Raw genomic sequence first — 22,588 nt, 5'->3', positions numbered from 1 at the left:
AGGTATAGGGAGTGTTAGGAGGAGATGAAACTGGGTGTTTTAAAAGCATACAAATTTCGGATCTATCCTAATGGACAGCAAAAACAGTTTTTCATCGAAACCTTCGGCTGTGTACGTTTTACGTACAATCAACTGCTGGAGGCAAAGATGGAGGAGCTGGCCAACAATGAAGCAAAGCAAGGGTTGACGCCAGCCAAACTAAAAAAGGAGTATCCTTTTTTGAAGGAGACCGATAGTTTGGCATTGGCGAATGCACAACGGAATCTGGACCGAGCGTTTCGAAATTACTTTCAAAAGCGGGCTGGCTTTCCAAAAATGAAAACCAAAAAAAGTATCTGGCAATCGTATACCACCAATAATCAGCAGCACACCATTTATTTTGAAGACGATCAAATCAAGCTGCCAAAGCTTAAAACATTGGTTCCCGTAAAAAAGCATCGGGCGATCAAAGGGAAGATCAAATCGGCAACGATCTCAGCAAAAAACAACGAAGAGTTTTACATCTCAATCCTTTGTTTGGAAGAGATCCCGCCATTGCCGAAGCAGCAAGCCTCTGTCGCTGTTGTTTATGATCCGCAGCAGTTGGTCAAAGCCAACCAGCCGATACCCATCACCTGTGAGCATGCCATCCAAACGAAGCAAAAGCTGACGCGAGCAGAACGCAAACTTCAGGTGAAAGCGACGGCGGTCAAACGGAAGAAAATCCTTTTGACCCAGGCGCGAAATTATCAGAAGCTAAAAGGAAAGGTCGCTCGCCTTTATCGTTTTCACTGCTGTCAAAAGCGGGAATTCATCGATCAAGTCAGCTACCATCTCGTAAAACAGTACGATACAATCTATTTGGAACAAATCGCAGAAGATACGGTTTTAAAAGCTGGTCATTACAGCATCAGTGATTGGCATCAATTCGTTCGCAAAATCCAGTACAAAGCGCAGTGGTACGGCAAAGAACTGCGTTTTGTCACGTTGGATATGCAGGACCAACAGAAGCTAGAACGGCTCTCAAACGAAATGAGCAGCTGAGCCGCTTGAACTGGAAGGAACGCCAGGGATCGCCTAGGGTATAGAAAAAATCTTTCTGATTTTTGTTTCTAGGAACCACGTTCACTAATTATGATTAACCAGCACCCCCCTGCCAAACTACGGTCTGACAGGGGGTTGTATTTTTTTACATTTTGTCACCTAAAAATGCGTCATTTAAGCGATAGATCTTTGAGGGACGCCCGATGCCGACGGGCTTTTCGCCAACTTCCGTAAAATATTGGAGCATGGATTTTTTGAAGTTGGAATGATCGATCATTTTAAAATCGATCCCTAAAAACTTGGCGAATACTTTACGGGCTTCCGTGATCGTAAAGTCTTTGCCTAACACGAGCAGCACTTGTGGCTCGTGTTCCATCTTGTTGGCAACCCGTTTGAAAGCTTTGAGGATGATCGCGCTGTGGTCAAAAGCCAACGTATCTTTTCCAACAGAGGCGCCAGTCACTAGGTCAAGAATGATCTCGATCTCGCCGCTGGTCAAATAAATTTGATTGGCTTTTCTTTCTAAAGAGAACCAGCGTACTTGGTTCGCATCGTCACCGGCACTTAAGGGTTCTTCACCGATAAAAGCCAAATAGCTGACGGTGATCACCCAACCGCGAGGATCGCGATCTGGGGTGCTGAAGGTATGCAGCTGTTCGATGTTTTGCTTGGAGATGGTGACCCCGATCTCTTCTTGCGTCTCACGGATCACACTTTGCCCCGTCGATTCATTGGGATTGACGAAGCCTCCCGGCAATGCCCAAGAATTACGGAAAGGGTGGCCTTTTCTTTGGATCAGCGCAATTTTTAATTGTTCTTCTTCTTTGTTGTAACACATCAAAACCATATCGACGGTTACGGAAGGTTTCTCGTATTTCGGCTGATCTTGCGCCTGATACCATGTAAGAAACTCTGCTTCTGACGCTTCTTTTTCATAGTAGTGTTTTTCAGCTGATTTTGAGGTAAATTCTTTCATTGGTTTCTCCTGCCTTAGATAAAGTAAGTAGCTGAACGCGACGGTTTTCCTTAACGGAAAAAATAAGGAACGATCAAATTAAGGAAAAATAATGCGAGATAAAGCCAAGAAGACGGCGGGTGTTCTTTGAGTGCTGAATAGCCCCAAAGAGCGATCCAGAGCAAAAAAAGCACACGGAGGACTGCCATCGCTGTTGCAAAGAGCGCAGCATAATCATGGCTATTGAAGTACGCAAACAAAAAGGGGTAACTTGTGGTTGAAAAAAGCAAGTGTCCCACAGAAAGCACAGTTAAAAGCAAAAAATGCTGTTTGTTTTTTCGAGTCATAGCGTTCCTTTCTATAAGTGAAGTCTTCCTCATTATAGCAAAAGAAGCACCTGTTAATCAAAGAGAGATAAAACACCTTTATTTCCTAAGAGATTCGTTGTCAGGATCAGATTCTTCCCCTAGAACATTGAAGTGAACGGCTATCTGCGCTATGATAACTAGTAGAAAAGAAATGCTCAAATCTGCTGGTTTATTTGCTGCGTGTTAAGGACCAAAACGATTCCTTTGTTCCTTGTAAACCATGGAAAAAGGTCTTAGTTTATGCGCTTTTTTGATTAAAATTATAGCATTTTTGGGTTGCGAACTGTATACTACCTAAGTATACACTTTACTAGTGAAAAGGAGGACTTGCGTCCATGGCTGAAAAAGAAACATTCTATATTACGACGCCAATTTATTATCCAAGCGGCAAACTGCATATCGGGAATTCTTACACGACGATCGCTTGTGATGCGGTAGCACGATACAAACGATTGATGGGCTTTGATGTCTTTTATTTGACGGGTGTCGATGAGCACGGTCAAAAAATTGAGAAAAAAGCAGAAGAACTTGGCGTAGATCCGCAAGAATACGTCGATAAAATGGCAGCTGACGTCAAGAAACTATGGAACACACTAGACATCAGTTACGATAAATTTATCCGCACAACGGATGATTACCATAAAAAAGCCGTTCAAAAAATCTTCCAGCAATTGCTTGATCAAGGAGATATCTATCTTGGTGAATATGAAGGGTGGTATTCCGTTTCTGATGAAGAATACTTTACTGAAACGCAATTAGCAGAAGTTTACCGAGATGAAGAGGGCAAAGTCATTGGCGGTAAAGCGCCAAGCGGTCATGAGGTAGAATTGGTGAAGGAATCTTCTTATTTCTTCCGCATGAGCAAATATGCCGATCGTTTGGTTGAATACTATGATGAGCACCCCGAGTTCATTCAACCAGAATCACGTAAAAATGAAATGCTGAATAATTTCATCAAACCAGGATTAGAAGACCTGGCTGTTTCCAGAACGACCTTTAAATGGGGCATCCCAGTCACTGCTAGCCCTGAACATGTGGTGTATGTTTGGATCGATGCGTTATCCAACTATATTACGGCATTAGGCTATGGCTCAGACGACGATTCCTTGTTCCAAAAATACTGGCCAGCTGACGTGCATATGGTTGGGAAAGAAATCGTGCGTTTCCATACGATCTATTGGCCAATCATGCTGATGGCATTAGACTTGCCATTGCCGAAAAAAATCTTTGGTCATGGCTGGTTGATGATGAAAGACGGCAAGATGTCGAAATCTAAAGGCAATGTCGTTTATCCAGAAATGTTAGTGGAGCGCTACAGTTTAGATGCGTTGCGTTATTATCTATTACGGGCGGTTCCTTTTGGTAGCGATGGTGTATTTACACCAGAAGATTTCGTTTCTCGTTTGAACTACGATCTAGCCAATGACTTAGGCAACCTGTTGAATCGGACGATCGCTATGATCAATAAATATTGTGATGGCTTAGTCCCAGATTATGCCTCAAAAGTGACGCCTTTTGATAGCGAGCTGTCAACGACTGCGGCCAATGTGGTTGGTCGTTACCATGAAGCCATGGATAAAATGGAATTCAGTACGGCATTGTCAGAAGTTTGGACATTGATCTCCCGTGCCAACAAATACATTGACGAAACTCAACCATGGGTATTAGCCAAAGAAGAAGAAAAGCGCGCGGAATTAAACAGTGTAATGGTTCATTTAGCGGAAAGCTTACGCATCGTTGCGATCTTATTGCAACCGGTGATGACAGAAACACCAGCCAATATTTTCCAACAATTAGGATTGGCTTCTGTTGCCATGGATCTGAAAGATTTACGCTTTGGTGAATTTCCAAGCGGTACGAAAGTCGTTGCCAAAGGCACACCGATTTTCCCTCGTTTGGAACTTGAAACAGAAGTAGCCTACATCCAAAAGAAAATGGCTGAAGGGACGCAAAGTCCAGAAGAAACAGTCAAATGGAATCCAGAAGAAACCACATTGCAATCCGAAAAAGCCGAGATCAAATACGAAGACTTCGACAAGATCGAATTAAAAGTGGCAGAAGTCGTTGACTGTCAAAAAGTCAAAGGCGCCGACAAGCTGCTGCAATTCCGCTTAGCTGCGGGAGATGATCAAGATCGTCAAATTTTATCGGGGATCGCTGAATTTTATCCAGAACCGCAAGATTTGATCGGTAAAAAAGTCGTGATCGTTGCTAACTTGAAACCGCGGAAAATGCGGGGACAAATCAGCCAAGGAATGATCCTTTCAGCAGAAGACAATGACGGTCGTCTGCAAATCGTGGAAGCACCAAAAGGCATGCCAAACGGCTCGATCATCGCCTGATTTTTAGGAGAAATCCTTCTGCTAGTTTCAGCAAAAATAAAATTGCCAGACCTGAAAAGTTTTTGTATAATGTAGGTTATTGATATGAACATGAGGGAGTAATTGGCGGATTTTATCTGCGGCAGTATCACCATCCTGAAAGAAATTTCTGGTGCTGTCTTAAACAGTGAGACTTATGTATGCTTAGACAGTGCATACATAAGTCTATTTTTTTTCATATCATGTACAATAAAGGAAGAGTAAGTATAAAAGGAGGAGAAACATGTCAGAAGAAAGCAAAAAGGAGCAGCTATCGCAGGCGTTTTATGCGCAAGAAGCGCAGCATGTTCTGGAAGAAATGCAAACAGATGCCAATGGATTAACGAACGATGAAGCACAAAAACGCTTATCTGAGTACGGTCCCAACGAATTAGAAGAAGGCAAAAAGAAATCGATGGTACAAAAATTCTTTGAACAATTCAAAGATTTGATGATCATTGTTTTGCTAGCGGCGGCGATTATCTCAGCAGTCGTTTCCCATGAAGTCGTGGACTCAATTATTATTTTAGCAGTTGTCATTATCAACGCGATCATGGGTGTCGTTCAAGAGGCGAAGGCGGAGCAGGCGATCGAAGCGCTAAGAGAAATGTCCACCCCAAATGCCAATGTCTTGCGTAATGGTCATACCGTCACGATTAAGAGCGATGAATTGGTGCCGGGGGATATTGTCCTGTTAGAAGCTGGCGATGTCGTACCGGCAGATTTACGCCTTTTAGAAGCAAGTTCTTTAAAAATTGAAGAAGCTGCTTTGACCGGTGAGTCCGTACCAGTCGAAAAAGAATTGACCGTCATCGAAGGGACGGATGTCGGGATCGGCGATCGCGTCAATATGGCGTACTCAAACAGTAATGTGACCTATGGCCGCGGAAAAGGGGTCGTGGTCAATACAGGGATGGGAACTGAAGTTGGGAAAATCGCTGGCATGTTGGCTAGCGCCCAAGAAACCGAAACACCGTTGAAGCGTAACTTAAATGAACTAGGAAAATTCCTGACGATCGCCATCATTATCATTGCAGTGGTCATGTTCTTTGTTGGAACGATCTTTAACAATACCTCATGGGTCGACATGCTATTGACGTCGATCTCATTAGCAGTAGCGGCGATCCCAGAAGGGCTACCAGCGATCGTAACGATCATCTTAGCCTTAGGTACGCAAGTAATGGCGAAACGAAATGCAGTGATCCGTAAATTACCAGCGGTTGAAACCCTTGGGGCAACCGATATTATCGCTTCTGATAAAACTGGTACGTTGACCTTGAATCAAATGACCGTGGAAAAATTGTATGTCAATGACAAGCAACATGCTGCTTCAGAAGATATTCCGTTAGACAACATGGCATTAAAAGTCATGAACTTTGCCAATGATACAAAATTTGGTGAAGAAGGCAACTTGATCGGTGATCCGACCGAGACCGCATTGGTGCAATTCGGGATGGATCAAGGATTCCATGTGCGGGATCTTGTCAATCAAGAACCACGGGTAGCAGATCTGCCATTTGATTCTGACCGAAAACTTATGAGTACGATCCACCAACAAGAAGACGGTCGCTATTTAGTTGCTGTCAAAGGCGCACCAGATGTCTTGCTAGGCAGAACCTCAAAAGTACTATTGGACGGCCAAGAGCTGCCGATGACCAATGAAGAAAAAGAAAAAATCTTATTCAACAATACCGATATGGCAAAACAAGCACTGCGGGTATTGGGGATGGCCTACAAATATGTAGACCAAGTGCCAGAAAACTTAGAATCAGAAATCGTCGAAAATGATTTGGTCTTTGCTGGCTTAGTCGGAATGATCGACCCAGAACGGGCAGAAGCAGCCGATGCGGTACGTTTAGCCAAAGAAGCTGGGATTCGTCCAATCATGATCACCGGAGACCACCGCGATACAGCTGAAGCCATTGCGGGACGTTTAGGGATTATCAAACCGGGCGATGATGATGCCGTCTTGACTGGCGCTGAACTCAATAAAATGAGCGAAGAAGAGTTTGCCCAAAAGGTAGCGAACTACTCAGTCTATGCACGGGTATCACCTGAACATAAAGTTCGGATCGTCAAAGCTTGGCAACAAGAAGGCAAAGTCGTTGCCATGACTGGTGACGGGGTCAACGATGCACCATCACTGAAGCAAGCCGATATTGGTGTCGGCATGGGGATCACAGGTACCGAAGTTTCTAAAGGTGCTTCCGATATGGTCCTAGCAGATGACAACTTCGCTACGATCGTCGTAGCAGTGGAAGAAGGACGAAAAGTCTTCTCCAATATTCAAAAAGCGATTCAATACTTGCTAGCCGCTAACCTAGGGGAAGTTTTGACCTTGTTCTTAGCAACCTTGTGGGGTTGGGACTCGTTATTGCCGATCCACTTGCTTTGGATCAACCTAGTAACGGATACATTCCCAGCAATTGCTTTAGGAATGGAGCCTGCTGAAAAAGATCTGATGAAACATGCACCGCGGGGACGCAGTTCCAACTTCTTCTCTGGTGGTGTGATGAGCAGTATCATCTACCAAGGGATCTTAGAAGCGGCAACCGTGCTGTTCGTTTATTGGTCAGCGATCCAATGGCCCGTTCACAATACGTACGATGCGATCCATGCCGATGCCTTAACGATGGCCTTTGCCACGTTAGGATTGATGCAGTTGTTCCATGCCTTCAACGTCAAATCGATCCATCAGTCGCTCTTTAAAGTAGGGGCATTTAGAAACAAAGCCTTCAACTGGGCGATCCTGTTGTCCTTTGCGTTGATGCTGGTGATCTTCATCGTGCCAGGATTAAATGATATCTTCCGTGTTGCACACCTTGACTTGTATCAATGGGGCATCGTTTTAGGCGCCTCCTTTGCGATCATTCCAGTCGTTGAGATCGTCAAAGCGATCCAACGAGCAATGGGACGCAAATAAGCTAAAAATAAACGGAAAATCAATCAATGGTCTGCTGTCCTTCTCCCTGGGCAGCAGGCCTTTTTTTGCTGGCTTATTTTCGATAAACCCTGCGGCTGTTACTTGACCTTTTCATTTGCAGTAAGAAACGGTAAAATAGGAGATAATAACAAAGAAAGTAGGGGACCCACTGTGCGACCAAACTTAGGTTTTTATGTACAAACAATCAACGATCTTGTCAAAGAAACAGAAGCGATCGGGGAGAAAATGAATCCCAATTATGAAGAGATCCGCAAAGCGATCGACGAGAAGAAAGAAGCCGAGGTAACACCTGAGCGGCTAGCTGAGATTACTAGAATTTTTAAAGAAGGCACGGACAAATACCGCTTGATGCTGGAAAAAATCAGCAAATTGCGTCCCCCAGCGAATGTGATGGGGATCCATAAAAAATTCGAACGGGCGTATATGAAATATGTTGCTGGCTGTGATGAGATGATTTTGAGTCTCGATAACAAAATCGACCAAGAAGCCTTTGATGCGGCAGAAGCCAAGCAAGATGAAGCAACCGACGAAATTTCTTCTGCCATTCAACGGATGACGGCTTTATTGTTAAAAAAATGATAAACATTCAAGTTAAACAAGAGTTATTTAATTTAACTGTTATGTTTTTCACATGTAAAGTTTTTTTATCGGAGGTATAATGAATTCACAACCAACAACCTTTTTATTTTTCATTTTACTCCTTTTGCCATCAGGACTAACCAACCTGATGGTTTTTTTGTGTTTCAAGTGTTTTTTAATGAAACGTTTCCAGCGATAACGGGTTTAGTTTGTGAATAAAATATAAAGGAAAAGCAGCAGGGGGTACTGAACTTGCGCTTTTTTGCCGATCAATGCTATACTTAGGGCACTATTAAACGAAATGAGGGATCCTCCATTGAAAAATTAACCAATTTGTTGAAAGCTGCATGAAACTGTTCCTCCAAGGGGATAGTCTGCAGATTTTCAGGATTGGTTGACTTTTTCGATGGGGGATCTTTTTGTGTACCTCTAAAAACTGATTCTGAAAATAGCTTTAGGTCTACTCTATTCCGTGAATAGAGACGAGGTATATTTATGTCGAATATCAGTATTAATCATTTAACTTTTGGCTTTGACAGCCAAGAACGGTTGCTTTTTGAGGATGCCAACTTGAACCTTGATACACAATGGAAATTAGGGTTGATTGGCAGAAATGGTCGCGGCAAAACGACCTTGCTGCGTCTGCTGCTCAATGAATTGCCTTATAGCGGCTCGATCACCCATGAGCAGCAATTCGTTTATTTTCCCTTAACCGTCGCTGACGATCAGCAACTGACGCTTTTTGTTTTACAGGAATCTGGCGAATTTGAGCAGTGGCGTTTGGAACGGGAATTGAACCTGCTGCAGCTTGATCCAGAAGTTCTTTGGCGGCCCTTTGCCACTTTATCTGGCGGCGAGCAAACGAAAGTCCTGTTGGCGCGGTTGTTCGTTGATGAAGAGAATTTTCCTTTGATCGATGAACCAACCAACCATTTGGATGTGACCGCTCGCGAACATGTTGCCCGCTATTTGCAGCAAAAAACCGGGTTTATCGTTGTGAGCCATGATCGACAGTTTGTCGATGACGTCGTCGATCATGTATTGGCGATCGAAAAAAGCCGCTTGGTGCTGTACAAAGGGAATTATTCAGTCTATGAGCTGCAAAAGCAGCAAAAAGATGCGTATGAGCAAGAACAAAACAGCAAGTTGAAAAAAGAAATCGGTCGTTTGAAGCAGACGGCAGCCGAGAAAGCGGAGTGGTCCCGAGGACGCGAACGGGACAAATTAGGGTCGCCGACCAAAAAAGGCAGCGGGGCAATCTATGATACGGGGGCGATCGGTGCCCGAGCGGCACGGACCATGAAGCGCTCGAAAGCGATCGTTAAACGGATGGAAGATCAAATTCAAGACAAGTCTGCGTTGTTAAAAGACATTGAGTGGATTGATCCTCTGAAAATGACTCCGCTTGTTAGCCATCATGATGTGTTGCTGGAAGCAGAGCATTTTCAGCTCGGCTATGAGCAGCCTTTGTTTAAACCGCTGACGTTTGCGATCCGTCAAAAAGAGCGCTTGGGGATTCAAGGGGCCAACGGATCTGGCAAGTCCAGTTTGATTGCGAGTATTTTAGGTACTTTCGATGGACAGCAGACAGGGACGATCAAAACAGCCCATGGGATCACCATCAGTTATGTCCGACAAAACTACGAGGACAACTGTGGGATGCTGACAGAATTTGCCCAAGAGCATGGCTTGAATTATCAAGATCTGCTAAATAATTTAAAAAAGCTTGGCTTGGAAAGAGCTGTCTTTCAAACGCCGATCCAGCAAATGAGCATGGGGCAGCGTAAACGCGTGGAACTAGCCAAATCATTAGCGACACCAGCAGAATTGTTTATCTGGGATGAACCGCTAAATTATTTGGACGTCTTCAATCAGAAGCAATTAGAGGAAGTGATCCATTTGGTGGAGCCTTCTATGCTGATCATTGAACACGACCGTTATTTTCTTGAGCAAGTTTCAACGAAATTGCTGACGCTGACGGGTGACTGAGGCGAAGGATAGAATGAAAAAGGATGATTGTTTTTTTAATAATCATCCTTTTTTTTGTTATTTTAAAAGAAGAAATACTGATGGTCTTAGTAAACAATTACTAAAGGTGCTTTTGGACAAAAAGTCGCGTAAAAATAGTGTTAACATCAATGGATACTAAAGGATTGAAAATTTTTACCCGTTTTTCATGAAAATTTTCTAAAAACAGTGAAATGTTCGTGTTTACTGGCTAGAAACTGCGTTGTTTGGCTCATTGTTTTCTCATTAAAAGGTAAATTAATTAAAAATTCTTTCATAATTCCCAATGATTTTTACAAAACATTTACAATAATGGTATCGAATAAAAACATTCGTTTGTTATGATTAAAATCGAATTTCTTTGAGCGTTTGACCGAAACATCAAGAGTTCGTTTTTTTTGTGACTTGAAATGCCAGTCAACTATTCGGAGGAAAAAGAGATAATGGAGGGGCAGTTTTGATAGAAGTAGTCGGGTTGAAGAAGGTTTTCGATAATAAGTTTGAAGCCTTGAAAGCAGTAGATTTTACAATAGAAAAAGGCGATTTGGTTTGTTTGTTGGGACCAAGTGGTTGTGGGAAATCGACGATACTGAATTTGATCGCGGGGTTGTTGAGTCCCACCGATGGCGATATCCGCTTTAATGGTTCTTCCGTTGTTAAGACCGAGCCAAAAGACCGCAATATCGGGTTTGTTTTTCAGAATTATGCCCTTTATCCCCATATGACTGTTTTAGAAAATGTCATGTTTCCACTGACAGTCGGAGAGAAAAAGATCAAGAAAAACGAAGCACAGAAAATTGCTGAAAAGTTCATGAAACTGACCAATATTGAAGAGTTAAGTCAGAAAAAACCAGGAACCCTTTCTGGCGGACAGCAGCAACGGGTAGCGATCACGCGTGCCTTGGTGCAAAGTCCAGAAGTCTTACTACTGGATGAACCATTGAGTAACTTAGATGCCCGTTTGCGCTTGAAGATCCGTGAAGAGATCCGTCGGTTAGTCAAAGAAGTGGGCATCACCACGATCTTCGTGACTCATGACCAAGAAGAAGCTCTTTCTATCAGTGATAAGATCATCTTGATGAACGAGGGGATCATTCAACAAAATGATGATCCGCAAAACCTTTACTTAGAACCAAACAATCTTTTTGTAGCGAAATTCATCGGTAATCCAATCATCAACATCTTGCCAGTAGAAGTCAAAGATGGCCAAATGATCCATCCTGCCTTCACTGTACCAGTTGACCGTTTTACTGACCTTCGCTTCAAGAAACCATTAACAGACGGCCAATACACGTTAGGCATTCGTCCAGAAGATGTGCTGACCACCTTGCAAGCAGGTTTGTTCCAAACGGAAGTCAAGAGTGTGGAGCTGATCGGACGAGAACGAATCTTGAACTTTGATCTGGCTGACAAACATATGAAATCGATCGTTAGTATTGAAGAAATCATTGAAGAAGGCGCGCAAGTGTCATTTGATTTTCATTACAAAAAAGCCTTTATCTTTGATGAAAAAGGAGAGCGGGTCTACTAATGTTCAAAAAAAATTATAACCCTGAGAACCAACCGAAAGCATGGCTGTTTTTACTGCCTTCACTGGTCATTATTTTCTTATTCAGTGTATATCCGCTGTTTCGTTCCTTCATCATGAGTTTCCAAAAAGGAACCTTGATTAACCAACAGTATGCTGGGCTTGAGAACTATCAAAGGGTTTTAACGGACCCAGTCTTCTTTCGAGCACTGCAAAATACGGCGCTCTTTGCTTTTGCGGTCGTACCGATCGCGTTGATCCTTTCTTTAGCGATTGCGTGGATCATTTTTGAAAAAGTCAAATATAAAAGTTTTTTTGAAACGATCTTCTTTATGCCTTATGTCACGAGTACGATTGCCATCGGGATCGTGTTTCGCTACTTTTTCAATGGCTCTTACGGGATCATCAACTATTTGTTGAGTCTTGTCGGCATTCCACCAGTCAACTGGCTGGATAATGTCAATATGAGTATGACGACCTTGATCATCTTTGGCGTTTGGACGAGCCTTGCCTTCAACATTATTATCTTGTTGGCAGGAATGCGCAACATCGACAAAGAACACTACAAAATCGCAAAAATGTTTGGCGCCACCGATGGCGAGATTTTTCGGAAAATCACCTTTCCGCAGTTGATCCCGACTTTTGCCTTCTTGTTAACGGTCAATCTGATCAGTGCCTTTAAAGTCTATACTCAAGTATATGCCTTGTTTGGCGGACAGCCAGGGATCGCCCGCAGTGCAACCACGGCAGTCTTTTATATTTATGACAAATTCCATATCGCCGGACGTCCGGGGATTGCAATGGCGGCAACCGTGATCTTGTTCATCATTATTTTGCTCGTCACCTTTATCCAAAATAAACTTTTGAAGAAAGTGGGCGAATAAACGAATGAAAAAAATTGTCACGATTGTTTCGATGCTGTTTTTAGCAATTTTAGCAGTGATCACGCTGTTTCCCTTTGTCTATATGATTTTAGCTGGTCTAATGACCTACAGTGAAGCAACCAGTATTCCACCGACGATCATGCCAGAGTCTTTCCAGTGGAGCAACTACGGGGAAGTTTTTACCCGAGCACCGTTTTTACGCTACTTCTTTAATACGGTCTTCGTTTCCGCGGTGACGACTATCGCGACGCTGATCACTGCGATTCTAGCTGCCTTTGCATTGACTAGTCTTGAATTCAAATACAAACGGTTAGTTATCGGATTGATGATCTCGTTATTGATGGTTCCTTATGAATCGATCATTTTCACCAATTACAATACGATTGCGCGAATGGGCTTATTGAATACGTATAGTGCGTTGATCATTCCCTTTCTGACCAGTATTTTTTACATCTATTATTTAAATGGTTATTTGCAAAGTATTTCCAATACCTTTTACAAAGCGGCCAAAATCGACGGTGCTAGCGATTTGGCTTACATTCGGCGGATTTTGATCCCCATGTCAAAACCAGCCTTAGTGACAGTCGGGATCTTGACTTTCATCTCTAGCTGGAATTCCTTCTTATGGCCGTTGCTAGTAACCAATGAGAAAAAATACCGCCTCTTAAATAATGGGTTGGCTGCCTTTACCACAGAAAGCGGCAGCGATGTTCATTTACAGATGGCGGCAGCGACCTTGACCGTCATTCCAATTCTGATCATTTACTTGATCTTTAGAAAAGAAATTATCAAAGGAGTGGCTAAAGATGGCATCAAAGGATAAAACGACGATTACCTTTCATAGCGGGATCTTAACGATTGGAGGGACCGTCATCGAAGTTGCGTACAAAGATGCCCATATCTTTTTTGACTTCGGTTCGGAGTATCATCCAGAAACACCCTTACCAGATGAAGAATTACAAACGTTAGTTGCGCATCGCTGGATACCAGAACTGAAAAATGTCTACGATCCACGCTTAGACTACACGTACCAAGGAAGCGAAACGAAAGAATACCAAGAAACAGCAGTTTTTCTTTCCCACGCCCATCTGGATCATTCCAAGATGATCAACTTTTTAGACCCAAATATTCCTATGTACACCTTGAAGGAAACCAAAGCGATCCTCGAAGTGTTGAATCAAAAAGGGGACTTCTTGCTGCCCGTTCCTCATGAAGAAAAAAGCTTTGTCCGTGAATTGATCGGCTTAGAACCCCATGATGTGATTCGGGTCGGGGAAATCAAAGTCGAGATCATTCCAGTCGATCATGATGCGTACGGTGCGGCAGCTTTGTTGATTCGCACGCCAGATCATTTTATCGCTTATACCGGTGATTTGCGTTTGCATGGCTATCATCCAGAGCGTACCAAAGAATTCTGTCAGTTAGCCAAACACACGGATCTATTGATGATGGAAGGGGTCAGCATCAGCTTTCCAGAAAGAGAACCGGACCCCAAAGCGATCACAGTGGAAAGTGAAACAGAATTGATCGAGACCTTCGTGCGTCTGGTCAAAGAAAATCCCCAACGACAAATTACTTTCAATGGCTATCCAGCCAATGTCGAGCGCTTTATGGCGCTTGTTGAAGCCGCGCCGCGGACGGTTGTTTTAGAGGCGACGCAAGCTGCTTTGTTGAAAGAAATTTTCAATAAAGATGTACCGTTCTATACGATCGATGATCAAGTACCAGCGACGCTCGATCCAGCCTTCGCCATTTCTTATCAGGCATTATGTGCCGACACGAGCCAGTACCTTTGGCAAGCAGTCGCGCATTTTGAAAACTTGCAGACGGGTGGTTTGTATATTCACAGTGATGCGCAGCCGTTAGGCGATTTTGATCCAGCTTATCAAGTCTTTTTGGATCAATTGGCAGCACTGGACATCGAATTTGTCCGTTTGCCAAACTCGGGACATGCGAAACCAGCTGATTTAGATCAGATCATTGCATGGATCGAGCCCCAACGATTGGTTCCAATCCATACGCTGAAACCAGAAAATCTGGTGAATCCGTATGGTGAAAGAATATTGCCGCAACGCGGTGAAAAAATTATTTTAGAGTGATAGAGGAGAGGAAAAAATGAAAACAAAGAAACTTGCATTTGCAGCAGCTGCAGCCGCGACATTGGTATTAGGGGCTTGTGGAAACAACAACGATTCATCTGGTTCTACGGAAAGTGATGAAATCGTTACAGAGCTAAGCGAAGATACGACTGTCACCTTTTGGCATGCAATGAATGGTGCGCAAGAAGAATCATTGACGAAATTGACCGAGCAATTCATGGACGAAAATCCAAACATCAAGATCGAATTGCAAAACCAATCAAGCTATCCTGATTTGCAAGCAAAGGTGAATTCAACCTTGCCTTCACCAAAAGATCTGCCAACTATCACCCAAGCATATCCTGGTTGGTTATGGAATGCTGCCCAAGATGACATGCTAGTTGACCTTGGCGAATACATCAACGATGATACTATCGGTTGGGGTGACCAAGAAGAGATCCGCAGTGCCCTTTTAGATGGTGCACAAATCGACGGCGTGCAATACGGGATTCCTTTCAACAAATCTACAGAAATGCTGTTTTACAATGCAGACATGTTAGACGAGTATGGTATTGACGTACCAACAAACCTTGAAGAATTAAAAGAAGCTTCTCAAGAAATCTATGAAAAATCAAACGGTGAAGTCGTAGGTGCTGGTTTTGACTCATTAAACAACTACTATGCCATCGCAATGAAAAATCAAGGCGTTGATTTTGACAAAGACTTGCAATTAGACAGCGATGAATCAAAAGAAGTCATCAACTACTACCTAGATGGTGTTAAAGACGGCTACTTCCGAATCGCTGGTTCTGACAAATACTTGTCTGGTCCATTTGCCAACGAGCAAATCGCAATGTATGTCGGCTCAATCGCAGGGGAAGGCTTTGTTAAAAAAGATACCGAAGGCAAATTTGAATATGACGTAGCAGCTCGTCCAGAACCAATCAACTTGCAACAAGGAACTGACTTGTATATGTTCAACAGCGCAACACCAGAGCAACGCACCGCTGCTTTTGAATACATGAAATACTTAACTTCGCCAGAAGCGCAAAAAACATGGGCGATCGATACCGGCTACATGCCAGTTGTTGAATCTGTTTTGGAAAGCGATGAATACAAAAACAATCCTGAAACAAAAGTCGCTGCCAAATTAGAAGATGCAACCAAAGAATTGTTCTCGATCCCAGTGATTGAAAATGCTGATCCTGCTTACAATGAAATGCGTTCAATCATGGAAAACATTTTGTCTAATACAGATCAAGATGTCGATCAATTGATTGAAAACGCGAAACCACAATTAGAAGATGCTTGGAACCAATAATTCTGAATTTCTTCGTCAAAATAGGGTATAATCAGGGAAACACCTGAGAATGAAAGACAAAAGGGTTTGTGCCATAAGGTTTGAAGACACAAGGAAGCAGAAAATGCTGGCTTTCGAGGGTTTTCGACTTATGCGCATGCCCTTTTGGTCTATTGAGGGGAAAAGGAGTCTTTTGAATGAAAATCACGTTTTTAGAAACGAGCGATATGCATGGCTATGTCTATCCAACCAATTTTGCCGATGACACGGAACAAGGATTCGGCGTGGCAAAAGTTGCCACCAAAATGAAAGAACTGCGCCAAGCAGCCTCCGGGCCGGTCGTAACGATCGAAAATGGCGACTTTATCCAAGGCTCGCCCTTAAGCTATTACATCGCCAAAAGCCAGCACTCCGTTGCCGCATTGACCGCTGTCGTCAACCACCTAGACGTTGATGTCCATGTTTTAGGCAATCATGAGTTCAACTACGGTCTGCCTTATTTGCAAGAAGCGATCGCCAGCTACGAAACGCCGGTGCTTGCAGCGAATATTTTAAATGAAGCGGGAGAACCATTCTTTGGCCAAGCCTACACCATCATTGAAAAAGAAGGGGTAAAGATCGCGATTTTAGGAATGGTGACGCCATATATTCCTCATTGGGAACAGCCTGCGACGATTCGAGGGATGCAGTTTGTCAGCATCGTTGAGACAGCGAAAAACTATGTGCCTTACTTAAGAGAAAAAGCCGATATCGTTGTCGTCAGCTACCATGGCGGCTTCGAGCGTGATTTAGTCACTGGAGAACCGACCGAATTATTGACCGGCGAAAATGAGGGCTATCAATTATTGCAGGAAGTCTCAGGAATCGATGCGTTCTTCACAGGACACCAGCACCGTGAGATCGCCACAAAAATCAATGGTGTCTCCGTTGTACAGCCCGGTTATCGTGGAAGCTTTATCGGCGCCATCGAATTGACGGTTGAAAAAAATCAGACAGGGGTTCATGTCACAAACAGTACGGCTGCGTTGATCCCTGTTGCAGATGCTGTCCCAGATCAAGAGACGTTGGCTTTGTTAGCACCCATCGAAGAAGAATTACAAACCTGGCTAGATCAGCCGTTAGGCAAAGTCAGTGGGGATATGCGAATCACCGATCCGATGGGGGCACGCTTGAAAGAGCACCCTTATATTGAATTTATCAATCGTGTTCAGATGGCTGCCAGCGGTGCCAAAATTTCTGGTACTGCTCTTTTCAACAATGAGGGCAAAGGCTTTGGCGCAACCATCACGATGCGAGATGTGATCACTAATTATATTTACCCAAATACGTTAGCTGTAGTCAAAATAACAGGTGCCGAATTAAAAGCCGCTTTAGAACAAACGGCGGATTATTTAGCCGTTGTTGACGGTCAGATCGTCTTCAATCCTGCTTTTATTGAGCCAAAACCGCAATATTATAACTACGATATGTATGAAGGCATCGAGTATACGATCGATCTTAGTCAACCCGTCGGTCAGCGAATCACCCGCTTGGACTTTGAAGAAAAAGCCATTGCGATGGATCAAGAATTAGAGATCGTCATTAACCAATACCGTGCAGTAGGTGGCGGCAACTACGCCATGTTTTCTGCCGAAAAAATCGTTCGTGAGATTCAAGTCGATATGACGGAACTGATTGCTGACTATTTAAAACAGCATCCTCAAATCGAAGCTACGACGAATCAAAACTTTCTAGTGACGTTATAACAGTAAAACAGCCTGCGATGAAGGAATCATCGCAGGCTGCTTCTTAATTTTCTACATTGCGTACATAGTCATCAAAGTATTTTACCAAATCCGCTTTGACTTGTTGATAGTCTTCTTCGGAATACTCTTTGTCTTCTAGTTTTGCTTCGAAAAACGGCATGGTCAATTCTTCTCGTAAACGATCCAACACTTGTTCTTGGTTCATAACGTCACCTTTTTCACATTTGATTTGATTTCATCATAACAAATGAAATGAGGCTGTCAATGCTTCGTAAGTGTCTTTCATTTTTTCTAAACGATTTTTTAAAGAAACAAAATCATCGTCATCATGAAAAAGGACTTGTTTTAATTCAAAATAATAGATCTCAAAAGCATCAAAGAAAGCAATGACTTCCGCTGTTTGCAGCTCTTTGGCAGTATCGCAGCGAATATAGGCTTTTTCAGCGATCGCATACGTTTCTGCAGTCGTTAATAGGACCAATGATTCATTGTATTTGCGGCTCGTCACTAGTTCAAAGGTTGATTGACATTTATTGTAGATATTAGAAAAATCTTTGAGCACAAGTTCCTTTGGTGTTTTATCAAACATGGGGGAATCCTCCAAAACTTTATTTTTTGAATAAGACGCAGACACATTCTGGTGCGTAGATGTCTTTTTCTAAGACAGTCAATTTGCCAGTGGCTTCATCGCGTTTGTATAACGTTAGGTTATCAGAATTTTGGTTGGCACAAACGAGATAATCGTTTGTCGGGTCCAAATCGAAATCGCGAGGGAAGTCGCCTTCAGTCGAGATTGATTGAACAAAAGTCAGGCCAGCGCCTTCATCGGTTACTTCAAAAACAGCGATTGAATTATGGCCGCGATTTGAGCTGTAAACAAAACGGCCATCGTTCGAGATACGTACCGCAGCGCCACTGTTGAAATCCGTAAAGTCCGCAGGGATCGTTGGCACCTTTTGGATTTTCTCAAAACTGCCATCTGCTTCATTGTAGCGTAAAACAGTCAATGAGCTGTCTAATTCGCCCACTAAGTAAGCGTATTGGTTATTTGGATGGAAGACCAAATGACGTGGACCAGTTCCGTCTTCTGCCACGTAAACGGAAACTTCTGTCAGTTTGCCATCTTCTGAAATATCATAAGTATATACCCGGTCTGTTCCAAGGTCACAAACTGCTAAACGTTGGTCTGGTGTTAAGTCAGTATAGTGGACATGAGGTTTGTCTTGGTTTTCATGAGAGCCGACGGGTTCATCATGGTAGATGCTGTCCGTTGCTTCGATGCGGCCATCCTCTAGAATTTTATAAACATTCACTTCACCTTTATGGTAGTTGGCACCATATAAAAGCTGACGGGTTTCATCAACTGCTACATAGCAAAGTGGTGCGCCTTCTTCCGTTGCGGTATTCAGCAAGGTAAAGTCTGGGGTATAAGCAGCTGCGCCGCCGTTGCCATCTACTTCTGTGACGCTGTAAACTGCTTCTTTTTTACTGCGGGCAAGATAAGTCGGACTTTTTTCTTCCGCGCATAAGGTCAAATCGGTCAGTGTTCCTTTTTCCGTATCTAAAGCGATCGAATAGATCCCTTTACTTTCGCGACGAGTGTACGTACCTAAATAAATCGTTTGCAACATAAAAAAACCTCCTAATAGTTTCATTCCTATTTAATTCTACCATAGAATGCGGTTTTGGGCGGGTAGAAAAACTCTTTATGTTATAATAAACAAGAAGATAGAAAGGGGAGTTTGTCATATGAAAAAAGGGACGATCAAAGAAATCGGTCCACAAGCGATCGATTCGCAAGAAAGAATGATCATCTTTTTTGGTGAAGAAGCGACCGACACACTGCGAGAATATTCAGTCATTCAAACGATTCCAGATTCGCAAGCGTTAGTCGTCACAAAAGGGGACCAGATCACTTTTGGTGATCAGACCTATCAAGTCCAATATGTAGGGACGGTCGTAAACCAAATCCTGCAAACGATCCAGCATGTGACCTTTGTCTTTGACGAAGTGCCGGCTGAAGATCAGCTTTCAAGTGCGATTTATTTAACGCCAACTGTTCTGCCGAAACTAGAAGTCGGCATGCAGGTGACGTACGACTAGGAGGCAAAGAATGTCATGAAAGAAACGCAGAAAAAGCCGCATTCCTGGTTTTGGAAATGGTTTTTAAACAATCAAGCAGTGACCAGCTTGCTGGTCATTTTATTGATTCTCTTGATTTTGCTGCTCTTTACGAAAGTGTCGTATTTGTTTGAACCCGTCTGGCAATTTTTAGCCATCGTCGGATTGCCAATCATTTTGGCGGGGATCTTGTATTACTTGATGAACCCCACCGTCGACTACTTAGAACGCAAGGGAATCAAACGAATCTACAGTATTTTCGGTCTCTTTATTTTAGTGGTTGGTCTGATCGTCTGGGGTGTGGTGGTGATCATCCCTAAGATCCAAGAGCAATCCATGAGCTTTGCGGATAATTTGCCAGGCTACTTGACGATCATCGAGAATAAGGTGAATGAGATCCTCTCTGATCCAATCTTCTCACAAGTCCAAGAGCAGATCGAAGCCTCCAATGAGAAGTTGATTTCTTCTTTGACGGATATCGTCCAAAACCTTTCCCGCAGCACGATTCAAAATCTAGGCAGTTTCTTCGGCGCCGTTGCAACGATCGTTTTAGCGGTCATTACCATGCCATTTATTTTGTTCTACCTACTGAAAGATGGCCGTAAACTAGCCCCTTATTTTGTTAAATTTCTGCCAACCAAAATGCGCCAGCCATCACTGGTCGTCTTAAAAGAGATGAACGATCAAGTATCCTCCTATATTCGGGGACAACTGACGGTGGCGTTTGCGGTCGCAGTGATGTTTATGATCGGGTTTAGTATCATTGGCTTAGATTATGCCATCACACTGGGGATTGCAGCGGGATTTCTAAATTTGATCCCTTATTTAGGATCTTTTTTGGCCATGATCCCTGCGGTCTTTTTAGGAATCGTCGGTGGACCCGTGTTACTGATCCAAGTGCTGATCGTCTTTGTCATTGAGCAGACCATTGAAGGCCGCTTGATTTCGCCATTAGTTCTAGGAAACGAGTTGTCGATTCATCCTGTCACGATCCTGTTAGTCCTCTTGACTTCAGGAAAACTGTTTGGCCTTGTTGGGGTCATTTTAGGGATTCCTGTGTATGCGGCAGCTAAAGTGGTCATTACCCATGTGTTTGAATGGTATACGCGGGTTTCCTCCTTGTATGAAGAGGAAGAACCGATCCCCGAAGCGCCACCAGAGGACACCCCAGAAGTGTAGCAGCTTCGAGTGTAAAAGAGCCCATACGTATTATCTACGGTACAGCCTTTTTCTGTGGGCTGTACCTTTTTTATGCGGATAAAAGAGCCAGCAATCATTGGAAAGTAACGGAAGATTTACAACCTATGAACGATGATTTTTGAGAAATAGACAGCTCTTTATTCAATAGAAAGAGCGAGGGATAGTGGCTTGGATCCAATTGACTTCGAAGGAACAAAAGAATATAATCGATTTATATAAAGAGTTTATATAACGAAACTTGTGCTTAAGGAGGACAATGAATGCCGAAACAACGAATAACAAAGGAAATGGTGGTTGATGCCGCCTTTGAGATTGCTCGAAAAGGCGGTATGGAGCACGTGATCGTCAAGAACATTGCCGAGAAGTTAGGCTGTTCAGTCCAGCCCATCTATAGTTACTGCACCAATATGGAGGGCCTGCGAACAGAAGTAGAGCAGAAAGCACGGCAATTTTTACAAGCGTATCTAGAAGCCCATAGCGACCCCCAGGATCTGTTTCGCAGTACCGGACACGCGTATTTGCAATTGGCGAAAGAAGAACCCCATATTTTGAGTATTTTTGTCTTACAAAAAAGAGCGAATGTTTCGTCATTAGAAGATCTGTATCAGTTGGAGACGAATCCTCAAGTAGCCCAAAGGATTGCCGCCGATTTGACTATCAGTATAGAAACCGCCAAACAGCTACACATGCATATGCTCATTTACACGATCGGAATCGGTACGATTTTCTCAGTAACGACACCTGGTATTCCACTAGATGAAATCTATGCACAACAGGAAAAAGCGTACGAAACGTTTTTAGAACAAGCAATAGCTGGCACAAAACCATAAGGTGCAGTCCTAACTGCAGAGAGGAGTTCCCCCATGAAAAACGGCATGATTGTTTATCAATCGAAATACGGCGCTGTCAAAAAGTATGTCCACTGGCTTCAAGATGCAACAGGTTTTTCCAGCCTAGAAACCCCAAAAGCGAAAATAGCTGAAGTAATGGATTATGACACAATTATCTTCTGTGGGGGAATCTATGCATCGGGTATTGCTGGACTGTCCTTTTTAAAAAAGAATACCAACCAGCTAAAAGACAAAGAGATACTTATCTTTTGTGTGGGAGCCTCTGCTCCTGAAGAAGATGTTGTGAAAAAACTCAGAGAACAGAATCTCACGGGTCCAATAAAGGACATCCCCCTTTTTTACGGCAGAGGACAATGGCAGGAAAGCAAAATGAATTTCTTTGATCGAAACTTAGTGAAAATGTTAAGAAAAGCTGCGGCTAAGAAAGCGCCGCACACCTATGACCCACAGACGAAGGCACTCATGGAAGCCAACGGACAAGATTGTGATTGGACAGATAAAAAGTACTTGGGTCCGTTGGTGGATTATTTGGAGCAGGGACTGTATTGAACGAGCACAAGCGTTTATTGAGGTTTTATGACTCAAATGAGCAATGAGTGACCAGAGTGTAAGAACAGAACAAAGTTAGCTTATTGCTAATAGATT

Annotated in this window: 20 protein-coding genes; 15 read left to right on the top strand and 5 right to left on the bottom strand. The window is 43.2% G+C overall.

Going from position 1 to position 22,588, the window contains the following annotated elements; all coding sequences use genetic code 11:
- Window positions 1–24: 24 nt before the first annotated feature.
- Window positions 25–1,023 carry an RNA-guided endonuclease TnpB family protein gene (locus A5878_RS14800; protein WP_005228000.1) on the top strand — a complete coding sequence of 333 codons (999 nt, stop codon included), beginning with the start codon at window positions 25–27 and terminating at the stop codon, window positions 1,021–1,023.
- A 145-nt stretch (window positions 1,024–1,168) separates the two neighbouring features.
- On the opposite strand, the gene A5878_RS14795 is transcribed toward A5878_RS14800, so the two are convergent.
- A complete protein-coding gene (locus A5878_RS14795) occupies window positions 1,169–1,999 on the bottom strand; it encodes an NUDIX hydrolase (RefSeq protein ID WP_005228002.1) in 831 nt (276 codons plus the stop codon).
- A gap of 50 nt (window positions 2,000–2,049) precedes the next feature.
- Complete coding sequence (locus A5878_RS14790; protein WP_005228003.1) at window positions 2,050–2,325, bottom strand: hypothetical protein; 276 nt, start codon at window positions 2,323–2,325, stop codon at window positions 2,050–2,052.
- 356 nt (window positions 2,326–2,681) lie between these two features.
- Here A5878_RS14790 and metG point away from each other — a divergent pair, with 356 nt between their 5' ends.
- From metG to A5878_RS14740, 10 genes are all read left to right on the top strand, one after another.
- Entirely contained in the window at window positions 2,682–4,688 is a 2,007-nt protein-coding gene (gene metG / locus A5878_RS14785) for a methionine--tRNA ligase (protein WP_086295761.1), read from the top strand.
- Between the two features lie 262 nt (window positions 4,689–4,950).
- Window positions 4,951–7,629, top strand: a complete 2,679-nt coding sequence (locus A5878_RS14780; RefSeq protein ID WP_086295760.1) for a cation-translocating P-type ATPase — start codon at window positions 4,951–4,953, stop codon at window positions 7,627–7,629.
- 171 nt (window positions 7,630–7,800) lie between these two features.
- Complete coding sequence (locus tag A5878_RS14775; RefSeq protein ID WP_086295759.1) at window positions 7,801–8,229, top strand: hypothetical protein; 429 nt, start codon at window positions 7,801–7,803, stop codon at window positions 8,227–8,229.
- Between the two features lie 495 nt (window positions 8,230–8,724).
- On the top strand, window positions 8,725–10,218 hold the full coding sequence (gene abc-f, locus A5878_RS14770; protein ID WP_086295758.1) for a ribosomal protection-like ABC-F family protein: 1,494 nt from the start codon (window positions 8,725–8,727) through the stop codon (window positions 10,216–10,218).
- A 475-nt stretch (window positions 10,219–10,693) separates the two neighbouring features.
- Window positions 10,694–11,767, top strand: coding sequence for an ABC transporter ATP-binding protein (locus tag A5878_RS14765; protein WP_005228012.1), 1,074 nt, complete (start codon window positions 10,694–10,696; stop codon window positions 11,765–11,767).
- Window positions 11,767–12,648: a carbohydrate ABC transporter permease gene (locus A5878_RS14760; protein ID WP_005228014.1), complete on the top strand. Its 882-nt coding sequence runs from the start codon at window positions 11,767–11,769 to the stop codon at window positions 12,646–12,648. The genes A5878_RS14765 and A5878_RS14760 overlap by 1 nt, the downstream gene beginning before the upstream one ends.
- Window positions 12,649–12,652: 4 nt before the next feature.
- Window positions 12,653–13,471, top strand: a complete 819-nt coding sequence (locus A5878_RS14755) for a carbohydrate ABC transporter permease (protein ID WP_005228015.1) — start codon at window positions 12,653–12,655, stop codon at window positions 13,469–13,471.
- Window positions 13,455–14,747 carry an MBL fold metallo-hydrolase gene (locus A5878_RS14750; RefSeq protein WP_086295757.1) on the top strand — a complete coding sequence of 431 codons (1,293 nt, stop codon included), beginning with the start codon at window positions 13,455–13,457 and terminating at the stop codon, window positions 14,745–14,747. The genes A5878_RS14755 and A5878_RS14750 overlap by 17 nt, the downstream gene beginning before the upstream one ends.
- Before the next feature lie 16 nt (window positions 14,748–14,763).
- Window positions 14,764–16,047 carry an ABC transporter substrate-binding protein gene (locus A5878_RS14745; RefSeq protein ID WP_016609876.1) on the top strand — a complete coding sequence of 428 codons (1,284 nt, stop codon included), beginning with the start codon at window positions 14,764–14,766 and terminating at the stop codon, window positions 16,045–16,047.
- A 176-nt stretch (window positions 16,048–16,223) separates the two neighbouring features.
- Window positions 16,224–17,771, top strand: a complete 1,548-nt coding sequence (locus A5878_RS14740; RefSeq protein WP_060791539.1) for a bifunctional UDP-sugar hydrolase/5'-nucleotidase — start codon at window positions 16,224–16,226, stop codon at window positions 17,769–17,771.
- Between the two features lie 43 nt (window positions 17,772–17,814).
- Here the strand turns inward: A5878_RS14740 and A5878_RS17570 are convergent, their stop codons facing one another.
- The 3 genes from A5878_RS17570 to A5878_RS14725 are packed head-to-tail and all read right to left on the bottom strand — an operon-like array spanning window position 17,815 to window position 19,402.
- A complete protein-coding gene (locus tag A5878_RS17570) occupies window positions 17,815–17,976 on the bottom strand; it encodes a hypothetical protein (RefSeq protein WP_086295756.1) in 162 nt (53 codons plus the stop codon).
- Between the two features lie 33 nt (window positions 17,977–18,009).
- Window positions 18,010–18,360 (bottom strand): hypothetical protein, encoded by a 351-nt coding sequence (locus A5878_RS14730; protein WP_005233740.1) that lies wholly within the window; start codon window positions 18,358–18,360, stop codon window positions 18,010–18,012.
- A 19-nt stretch (window positions 18,361–18,379) separates the two neighbouring features.
- The gene (locus A5878_RS14725) at window positions 18,380–19,402 is read right to left on the bottom strand and encodes a lactonase family protein (protein WP_086295755.1); all 1,023 of its coding nucleotides are present in this window, start codon (window positions 19,400–19,402) and stop codon (window positions 18,380–18,382) included.
- A gap of 118 nt (window positions 19,403–19,520) precedes the next feature.
- Between A5878_RS14725 and A5878_RS14720 the strand changes: the two genes are divergently transcribed.
- The 4 genes from A5878_RS14720 to A5878_RS14705 all read left to right on the top strand — a co-directional run bounded on the left by A5878_RS14720 (window position 19,521) and on the right by A5878_RS14705 (window position 22,492).
- Window positions 19,521–19,874 carry a PTS glucitol/sorbitol transporter subunit IIA gene (locus A5878_RS14720; protein WP_005228025.1) on the top strand — a complete coding sequence of 118 codons (354 nt, stop codon included), beginning with the start codon at window positions 19,521–19,523 and terminating at the stop codon, window positions 19,872–19,874.
- A gap of 15 nt (window positions 19,875–19,889) precedes the next feature.
- Entirely contained in the window at window positions 19,890–21,071 is a 1,182-nt protein-coding gene (locus A5878_RS14715) for an AI-2E family transporter (protein WP_005228027.1), read from the top strand.
- Window positions 21,072–21,352: 281 nt separating this feature from the next.
- Window positions 21,353–21,922: a TetR/AcrR family transcriptional regulator gene (locus A5878_RS14710; RefSeq protein WP_010749120.1), complete on the top strand. Its 570-nt coding sequence runs from the start codon at window positions 21,353–21,355 to the stop codon at window positions 21,920–21,922.
- 33 nt (window positions 21,923–21,955) lie between these two features.
- Window positions 21,956–22,492 carry a flavodoxin domain-containing protein gene (locus tag A5878_RS14705; RefSeq protein ID WP_060791537.1) on the top strand — a complete coding sequence of 179 codons (537 nt, stop codon included), beginning with the start codon at window positions 21,956–21,958 and terminating at the stop codon, window positions 22,490–22,492.
- Window positions 22,493–22,588: the final 96 nt, after the last annotated feature.

The sequence above is a fragment of the Enterococcus sp. 3G6_DIV0642 genome (genome assembly GCF_002140635.1).
Lineage (GTDB): Bacteria > Bacillota > Bacilli > Lactobacillales > Enterococcaceae > Enterococcus_D > Enterococcus_D casseliflavus.
Note: the sequence above shows the minus strand (reverse complement) of the source record. Positions and strands in the feature narration are given on the sequence as shown.